The 7,593-nt window shown below is 62.9% G+C and carries 10 protein-coding genes and 1 pseudogene; 3 read left to right on the forward strand and 8 right to left on the reverse strand.

Going from position 1 to position 7,593, the window contains the following annotated elements:
* Positions 1-122: 122 nt before the first annotated feature.
* A complete protein-coding gene (aat, locus tag ACXJ7R_RS19655) occupies positions 123-740 on the forward strand; it encodes a leucyl/phenylalanyl-tRNA--protein transferase (protein ID WP_457153298.1) in 618 nt (205 codons plus the stop codon).
* 12 nt (positions 741-752) lie between these two features.
* Here aat and ACXJ7R_RS19660 read toward each other — a convergent pair whose 3' ends face one another.
* The 3 genes from ACXJ7R_RS19660 to ACXJ7R_RS19670 form a co-directional block, all read right to left on the reverse strand.
* Positions 753-1,139: a hypothetical protein gene (locus ACXJ7R_RS19660; RefSeq protein ID WP_457153299.1), complete on the reverse strand. Its 387-nt coding sequence runs from the start codon at positions 1,137-1,139 to the stop codon at positions 753-755.
* Positions 1,140-1,214: 75 nt separating this feature from the next.
* Entirely contained in the window at positions 1,215-1,829 is a 615-nt protein-coding gene (locus tag ACXJ7R_RS19665) for a DUF2155 domain-containing protein (RefSeq protein ID WP_457153300.1), read from the reverse strand.
* Positions 1,830-1,974: 145 nt separating this feature from the next.
* Positions 1,975-2,373: an NADH:ubiquinone oxidoreductase subunit NDUFA12 gene (locus ACXJ7R_RS19670; protein ID WP_457153301.1), complete on the reverse strand. Its 399-nt coding sequence runs from the start codon at positions 2,371-2,373 to the stop codon at positions 1,975-1,977.
* Positions 2,374-2,600: 227 nt separating this feature from the next.
* Here ACXJ7R_RS19670 and panB point away from each other — a divergent pair, with 227 nt between their 5' ends.
* Positions 2,601-3,443 (forward strand): 3-methyl-2-oxobutanoate hydroxymethyltransferase, encoded by an 843-nt coding sequence (gene panB / locus ACXJ7R_RS19675; protein WP_457153302.1) that lies wholly within the window; start codon positions 2,601-2,603, stop codon positions 3,441-3,443.
* Positions 3,440-4,291, forward strand: coding sequence for a pantoate--beta-alanine ligase (gene panC / locus ACXJ7R_RS19680; protein ID WP_457153303.1), 852 nt, complete (start codon positions 3,440-3,442; stop codon positions 4,289-4,291). The genes panB and panC overlap by 4 nt, the downstream gene beginning before the upstream one ends.
* Before the next feature lie 23 nt (positions 4,292-4,314).
* Here the strand turns inward: panC and ACXJ7R_RS19685 are convergent, their stop codons facing one another.
* The 5 genes and pseudogenes from ACXJ7R_RS19685 to gatB form a co-directional block, all read right to left on the reverse strand.
* Complete coding sequence (locus ACXJ7R_RS19685) at positions 4,315-4,659, reverse strand: hypothetical protein (RefSeq protein WP_457153304.1); 345 nt, start codon at positions 4,657-4,659, stop codon at positions 4,315-4,317.
* Positions 4,660-4,837: 178 nt separating this feature from the next.
* Positions 4,838-5,536, reverse strand: coding sequence for an AIM24 family protein (locus ACXJ7R_RS19690; RefSeq protein ID WP_095090716.1), 699 nt, complete (start codon positions 5,534-5,536; stop codon positions 4,838-4,840).
* Positions 5,537-5,697: 161 nt separating this feature from the next.
* Positions 5,698-6,180, reverse strand: a complete 483-nt coding sequence (locus ACXJ7R_RS19695; protein ID WP_457153305.1) for an N-acetyltransferase family protein — start codon at positions 6,178-6,180, stop codon at positions 5,698-5,700.
* 11 nt (positions 6,181-6,191) lie between these two features.
* Positions 6,192-6,887 (reverse strand): hypothetical protein, encoded by a 696-nt coding sequence (locus ACXJ7R_RS19700; RefSeq protein WP_457153306.1) that lies wholly within the window; start codon positions 6,885-6,887, stop codon positions 6,192-6,194.
* Positions 6,884-7,593 (reverse strand): annotated as a pseudogene (gene gatB, locus ACXJ7R_RS19705) (Asp-tRNA(Asn)/Glu-tRNA(Gln) amidotransferase subunit GatB); the annotation flags it as partial. The gene ACXJ7R_RS19700 and the pseudogene gatB, both read right to left, overlap by 4 nt.

Genomic DNA, 7,593 nt, shown 5'->3' on the forward strand with positions numbered 1-7,593 from the left:
GCATCAAGACGACGTTGCCGCTGTTTCGCGATCTCGTCGGCAATGCCGACATCGCCAATGGCGACTATGATATCCACTGGCTGGAAAAATATCTGGCCAAGGAAGAGTAGTCCGGGGACGCGATGACCCGCCCCTTCGCGCCCGGCTATCGCATCCCGACCGACCTTTTGCTCAAGGCCTACGCCTCGGGCGTGTTCCCGATGGCCGAAAGTGCCAGCGATCCGGAGGTGTTCTGGGTGCGGCCGGAAACGCGCGGCATCATCCCGCTTGACGGTTTTCACACGCCGAAAAGCCTCAGGAAAACGATCAAGAAGCACCCTTTCGACATCCGTTTCGATTTCGATTTCGAAGCAACGATCGACGGTTGCGCCGAGAGACGCGAGGAGCGCCGGTCGACCTGGATCAATGCGCCGATCCGCGAAGCCTATGTCCAGTTGCACCGGATAGGGCATTGTCATTCGGTCGAGGCTTGGCGCGAGGACCGGCTGGTCGGTGGCCTCTACGGCGTATCGCTTGGCCGGGTGTTCTTTGGCGAAAGCATGTTCGCCAGGGAGACGGACGCTTCCAAGACCTGCCTTTATTATCTCGTCGAGAGGTTGAAGGCGCGCGGCTTCGCTCTGCTTGATACGCAGTTCACCACCGAGCACCTCAAGCGCTTCGGCGCGGTCGACGTGCCGCGCGGCAAATACGAGAAAATGCTGGCCGACGCGCTGAAGGGCGAGGCCGTATTCTACCCCTGACGATCGGGCCTCTTACTTCCCGGCCGCGGCTTGCAGCGGCGTCTGCGAATGGAACATCATCTTCCAGCCGTTGACGCGATGGACGTAGCCGGTACTGACCAGCGCCGCGTAGGGCTCGCCATTCTCACGCGTCGCGTGCGCCTCGTAGGTCAGCATGACGATATCGCTGCCCGGCTCGATTATTCCCTTGAGCTCGATGTCAAGATCGCGCCAACGGTTGGGCTTGGTTGCGGTCTTGGCGAGATCGGCATTGTCCATGGCCTGTGCCATCTGCGGAAACGCCACCAGGCACTCGGTGTCGGCATTGGCCGCGTAGTAGGCCGCGTCACCCGTCCAGAACCCTTTTTCGAGTTCGAGCAATTCCGCCTTGCCGGCGGTGATCCGCTTGCTGTCTGACATCGGAATATCCTCCATGCGCATGAATGCGCGGTCGTCCGTGGTCCAACGCATGGTGGCCACGACGGTTCCAGAGGATCAGTTGGCTTCGGTGGTATCCGGTTCCGTGGTATCCGGTTCGGTGATAGCCGGTTCCGTGGCATCGGGCTGTACCACGTCCGGAGTGGCGGCAGGCTTCGGCTCGGCCGCGGCAGGCTTCGACGCGTCGGCTTTGGTCGCGTCAGCCTTGGCGGCGTCGGGCGCCGGCACATCCGACTTCTGCTTGCATTCCTTTAGCCAGACGTCATAGACGGCATGTTCGACGGCGTTGAGGCCAGGGCTTTCGGCAAACATCCAGCCGGTGAAGATGCGGCGGATCTTCCGGTCGAGCGTGATCTCGTCGACCTCGACGAAGGAATCGGTCTTTGGCTCCTCGGTCTGCGGCCTCGAGTAGCAGACGCGCGGCGTCACCTGCAAAGCACCGAACTGCACCGTCTCGTCGATATAGACATCGAAGGTGATGATGCGGCCGGTGATCTTGTCGATGCCGGCAAACTCGGCGATGGGATTGGTGACCCGGTCCGATCCTGCGGGCGCCGCCGGCGCCGGTGCAGCGGGCGCCGGTTCAGGCGAAGCGGCAAAGGCAGCGGTGCTGACGGCAAGACTGGCGGCTAGCGCCAGGCCGCCCGTCGATATTCGGTTGAAAAAGCTCATCTAGGGGTACCGGTGGTTCGCGCCCGGGTGATTCTGTCGATCGCCAAGGCTAGTCGCCGTTTTTTTTTGATCAGCAAGCAGCTAAACACCAATTGTGGCGATAAAGGACCGGCCTGCACCTTGCGCCGTTACAAGTCGGGGGCCGTTACGATCCGGGTGTCCAGGCGTCATAGTCGCCCGTGACCTGCGGGCGATGCTGGTTGGTCAGCACCGAGCCTTTCGGGCGGTAGGCCGCCGGAGTGCCGGTCAGATTGGGCTGATGTGGCTTCTGCCAGTCGCGGGGCTTGTAGGTCTCGCTGGCGGGCGCGACATCGACACGGTGATGCATCCAGCCATGCCAGCCGGGCGGTATCGCGGAGGCTTCCGAATAATTCCGGTAGATGACCCAGCGGCGCGTGCGGCCCTCCGAATCGATGCCGCCTTCGTAATAGACATTGCCTGTCTCGTCCTGGCCGACCTTCTTGCCGTGCCGCCAGGTGTACAGGCGCGTTCCCAGCGTCTGGCTGTTCCACCAGGTGAAAAACTGCGTAAGGAAAGTCTTCATCTCAGAACCCTCGCGCCGGCAGCGCCCGTTTCCTGCTTATGGCGTCAGGCCTTCGGGAAGGCAAGGGTTTTGCCGCAGGGTGCACGCAAATGGCTTGCCGGAAACCCGACACAAGCCCGTGATCTTCTCGACCGCGCGATGCGCGCTTGCCAAGCCTTTGCGGTCTTTCTAAAGCTTTGCGCGCCAAGGCCGGTATCCGACCCGCTGCAGGCTGACGGAGGTGACGATTGGCCACGGAAATGCCGACCACCGACATTCGCATCAGCGCAAACGCGATTCGGCGCTGCAAAGGCGGCACACCGATTGTCTGCCTCACCGCTTACACCTATCCCATCGCCCGCCTGCTCGACGACCATGTCGACCTGCTCCTGGTCGGCGACAGCGTCGCCATGGTGCTGCACGGCCACGAGACGACGCTAGGCGCTTCRCTCGAGATGATGATCGCGCATGGGCAAGCGGTGATGCGCGGCGCGGCCAAGGCCTGCGTCGTCGTCGACATGCCGGCCGGCACCTATGAGGATTCGGCGGCGCAAGCCGTTGCTTCGGCGCGGCGGATGATCGACGAAACCGGCTGCCAGGCGGTGAAACTCGAAGGCGGCGTCGACATGGCCCGGCAGATCGCCGCGATCGTCGCTGCCGGCATTCCGGTGATGGGACATATCGGCCTCCAGCCGCAATCTGTCGAGAAAAACGGCGGCTACAAGATCAAGGGCCGCACCGAAGAGGCCGTTGCGGCTTTGGTTCGCGATGCACTCGCGGTCGAAAGCGCCGGCGCGTTCTCGGTGGTCATCGAGGGCACGGTCGAGACCGTCGCCTCCGACATCACCCGCCGCATCGCCATTCCAACCATCGGCATCGGCGCCAGCAGCGACTGCGACGGCCAGATCCTGGTCATCGACGACATGGTCGGGCTGACCGTCGACCGCGTGCCGAAATTCGTCAAGGAATATGCCGACCTGCGCAGCGTCATCTCACACGCCGCCGAACGCTACGCTGCGGAGGTGCGAAGCCGGACATTTCCCGGCCCCGGCCATGTCTTTTCGGCGACAAAGCACGGGGATGACGCATGAGCCGGCTCGTCATCGTCGACAGCGTTGCCGCACTGCGCGCGCAGCTCCGCGACTGGCGGCGCGACGGCCTTCGTATCGCCATGGTGCCGACCATGGGCGCATTGCATGACGGGCACATCTCGCTGGTCAGGATCGCACTCGAAAGGGCCGATCGCTGTGTCGTGTCGATCTTCGTCAATCCGACGCAGTTCGCGCCGACGGAAGACCTCGACAAATACCCGCGCCAGCTCGCCCACGACCTCGACCGGCTGAAAGCGGCCAAGGCCGACCTTGCCTTCATACCGACGGTTGGCGAGATGTATCCCGCCGGCTTTGCTACCAGGATCTCGGTCGGCGGTCCCTCCGCCGGGCTCGAATCGGACTTTCGGCCGACGTTTTTCGACGGTGTCGCCACCGTCGTGGCAAAGCTCTTCCTGCAGGCAACGCCTGACTGCGCGATCTTCGGCGAGAAGGACTACCAGCAGCTTTGTGTCGTCAGGCAGCTCTGCCGCGACCTCGACCTGCCGGTCGAGATCATCGGTGCACCGACGATCCGCGACGCACATGGTCTCGCCATGTCGTCACGCAACGCCTATCTCGATGAAGCCGAACTCAAGATCGCCCGCCAACTCAATGTGATATTACGCGACACGGCGGTGGCTTTGACGGCAGGTGCCGACCAAAACAACGCAACCGCGGAGGCCAGCCGTGCCCTGGTCGCGGCCGGCTTCCGCAAGGTCGACTACGTCGAGGCCCGTGAAAGCCTGACGCTTGCGCCATGGCGTCGCGATCGTGAAGGACGCGTGCTTGCGGCCGCCTGGCTCGGCAAGACGAGGCTGATCGACAATGTGGACGTTCGCTCCACCTAGCGCCGCGGGTTGCTGCCGCGCGCCTACCTCTCTCCCATTCGTCCGCTGGGCCTGACGAACAGTTGCCCCACAAAGATCCCAACAATTCCGGCTGATGCTTTCACGAGTGCATCGGCAAACTGCGCGTGGCGACCAGGATCAATGATTTGAAGCAGTTCCAGGACGCCGGCGGTCACAATCACGAAAATCGCAGCTTGATACAGGCGGTTGGGGAAGCCGAGCGCCAGGACGAAGCCCAAGAGCACATAAGCCAAGGCGCGCTCAACATTCGCCTCGGCTATGTGTGGCCGCATCTGGATCGGCGACAGGGTTGAGAAAATGATGATGGCGAGCAGCACCAGCGCTGCAATGCGGGACAGTTTGGTCATGTTCCTGCATATCCGTCGTGAGCCGGCGCAGCAAACGCCGAGATGACGCATGGCCGTGTGCGGAACCGATTACGGCCAGCAATGCCGGTGGAGCGTAATGTCAGCGCAGGTCGCCCCGGCTCCCGGGCCGGAGCCATGCCTGCCAACCTGCAAAGATCGCGAGCCATCTGATCGCCGCCTATTCCTCGGTCGGCATGTGCAGATACATCGACTGGATGCCGACCCGGCCCGGCCCGGTGAAGCGGTTGACGATGAAATTCATGTTGGCGCCGAAGAAGCCGCTCGACAGGCGATCGATCTTGGTCTCCATCCTGACCGAGACATCCTTGAACAGCCAGCCGCCGGGCTCGATGTCGATGGTTTCGCCGGCGGCGAGCGTTTTCTCGAAGACGTTGCCGTAGCCGTGCAGCCAGACGATGCCATCGCCGGCATCGCCGCGAAAGCGATCGATGAAGAAGCCGCTCTGGCCAAACAGCATCGTCGCCAGGCCGCGCACGCGCTCGAAAGTGTACTCGACATTGCCGGTGGCGGCGAGAAACTGGTGCTCGCGCACCTGGATCTCCTCGCCACGCCTGAGATGGATCGGCACGATATGGCCGGGCCCATCGCGGCTGAAGGCAATGATCCCTGCTCCGGACGCTTCGGTGACGAAGATCTGCATGCCGGCCATCATGCGCTTCAGCGCACCCTTCAGCGATTTCAGGCCAATGTTGATGGTCGAGTTCTTCCACAGCAGGATGTGATGCTCGAAATAGACCGGCATGCGCGTCACATCGACCGAAAGCACGGGCACCAGTTCGCCGGCGATATGATAGGTGACGCCGCCAAAGGTTTCGTCCGACACCTGTGTCGGCATCAGTTCCGGTAAGCTCGGCATGAAAATCCCCCCAACGCTGCCCAACACGCGCGTCTGTCGGTTCCGGCTTCCGGCAGGGTCAGCTGAAGGAGCTTTGCTGCGGGACTTTCAAGCCGTCAAACGAAAATAGGGCTTTGTCGTGGTGCTCGCGCGAAGGTGATCGAGATACGCCGGCTGATAGGTCAGCCAACAAGAGTCCTGATGTAGACGAGCGTCGGATGTCCCAAGGCACCTGCGTGTTCGCCGACATCGGCGGATCGCAAGAAGCCGTTTGCCTCGTAGAAGGCGATGGCTCGGATGTTCTGTTCCTCCACCTCCAGGCGGATGGCGCGGGCCTCTGGGAAGCTTTCGATGACCTCATCGAGCAGCATGCCGCCGATGCCTCGCCCCTGCAGGCTGGGCAGCACGTAGAGCTGCTTGAGCATGATCACTTCGACGCCTTCGGCAAAAGCCATGCCGCCGATCAGCTTGCCATCATCGGCCACCAGGAATTCCGAGTTCGGCCGCGTCAGCCGCGACCGCAGCGAGGAAATCGAGTGCCAGCCGTCGGTGATCTCGGTCACCTTGGCAGCGCCGTAGATTGCGTCATAGGTCGCATGCCAGGTTTCGACCAGCAGCGCACGCACTGCGGCAAGGTCGCGTTCCCCGGCGGTGCGAACGAACATGGTTCTCCCCCCTATGTTGCGACCGGCTTGCGCCGGAAGTCGGCCACGGCAAGCAGCACCACCCAGACGAGAAGCACCATGCTGCCCGGCATGTTGGCCGCCATGGCGGTGCCGGAGAAACCGGTTGCAGCAGTCGCAAAACCACCGACCAGAACACCCACGGCACCGACACCGCCGAGCAACGACAGCCACAACGGACTGCGCCTGGCCTGGCGCAGGGCGACATTGGCGAGCAGAACCGTCAAGCCGAGCAGCATGGCGCTGATCGCGGCAAAACCGACTTCGATCTGGCGTACGGCGAAGGCGGCGCTGAACAACGATGGCTTTGTCGCCGCATCGGCCATCGCCCAGGCATTGACCACCGCTTTCAGCGCAATGCCATCGACGGCCTGCAAGGCAGCTGCCGCCGCCAGCGACGCCGCGCCAAACAGGATCGTCAGAAGAGCCCAGCCGCGTGGCGGGCCGTCCGACAGACGGCCAAGGATCAGCACCAGGCCTGCAACCATCGACAGAACGCCGGCGAGCTGTGCCATGTGGCTGAACAACCAGATGTGGTCGGCGGCATATTCACCGAAGGCGGCAAGCGCGTCATTCGGGTCTTCATGCATCGGATGCAGCGACGTGCCGACAAAAAGCAGCACGGCGCCGGCAATCAAAAGGGCCGACGAGACGCTAGCCGGGTTGCCGGGCTTCGCGTCTCCGCTCATTGATCCGCGATGCCGAGCTTGGCCTTGACGAGGTCGTTGACGGCTTGCGGGTTGGCCTTGCCGCCGGTCGCCTTCATCACCTGGCCGACGAACCAGCCGGCCATGCTCGGCTTGGCGCGGGCCTGTTCGACCTTGTCGGGGTTGGCGGCGATCACCTCATCCACGGCCTTCTCGATGGCGCCGGTGTCGGTGACCTGCTTCATGCCACGGCTTTCGACCAGCTGGCGCGGATCGCCACCCTCGGTCCAGACGATCTCGAACAGGTCCTTGGCGATCTTGCCGGAGATGGTGCCATCCCTGATCAGGTCGATGACCGCGCCGAGTTGGTCGGGCGAAACCGGAGCGTTTTCAATATCCTTGCCGGCCTTGTTCAATTGCCCGAGCAGGTCGTTGATGACCCAGTTGGCGGCAAGCTTGCCGTCGCGGCCGGCGGCCACCTTCTCGAAATAGTCGGCGATCGGCTTTTCCGAGACCAGGATCGACGCATCATAGGTCGACAGGCCGAGCGAAGCGATCAGCCGCGCCTTCTTGTCGTCCGGCAATTCCGGCAATTTCCCAGCCAGCGCGTCGACATAGGCCTGATCGAACTCCAGCGGCAAAAGGTCGGGATCGGGGAAATAGCGATAGTCGTGCGCCTCYTCCTTGGWGCGCATCGAGCGCGTCTCGCCCTTGACGGCGTCGAACAGCCGCGTTTCCTGATCAATCT

Source organism: Mesorhizobium sp. P5_C1 (assembly GCF_054049815.1).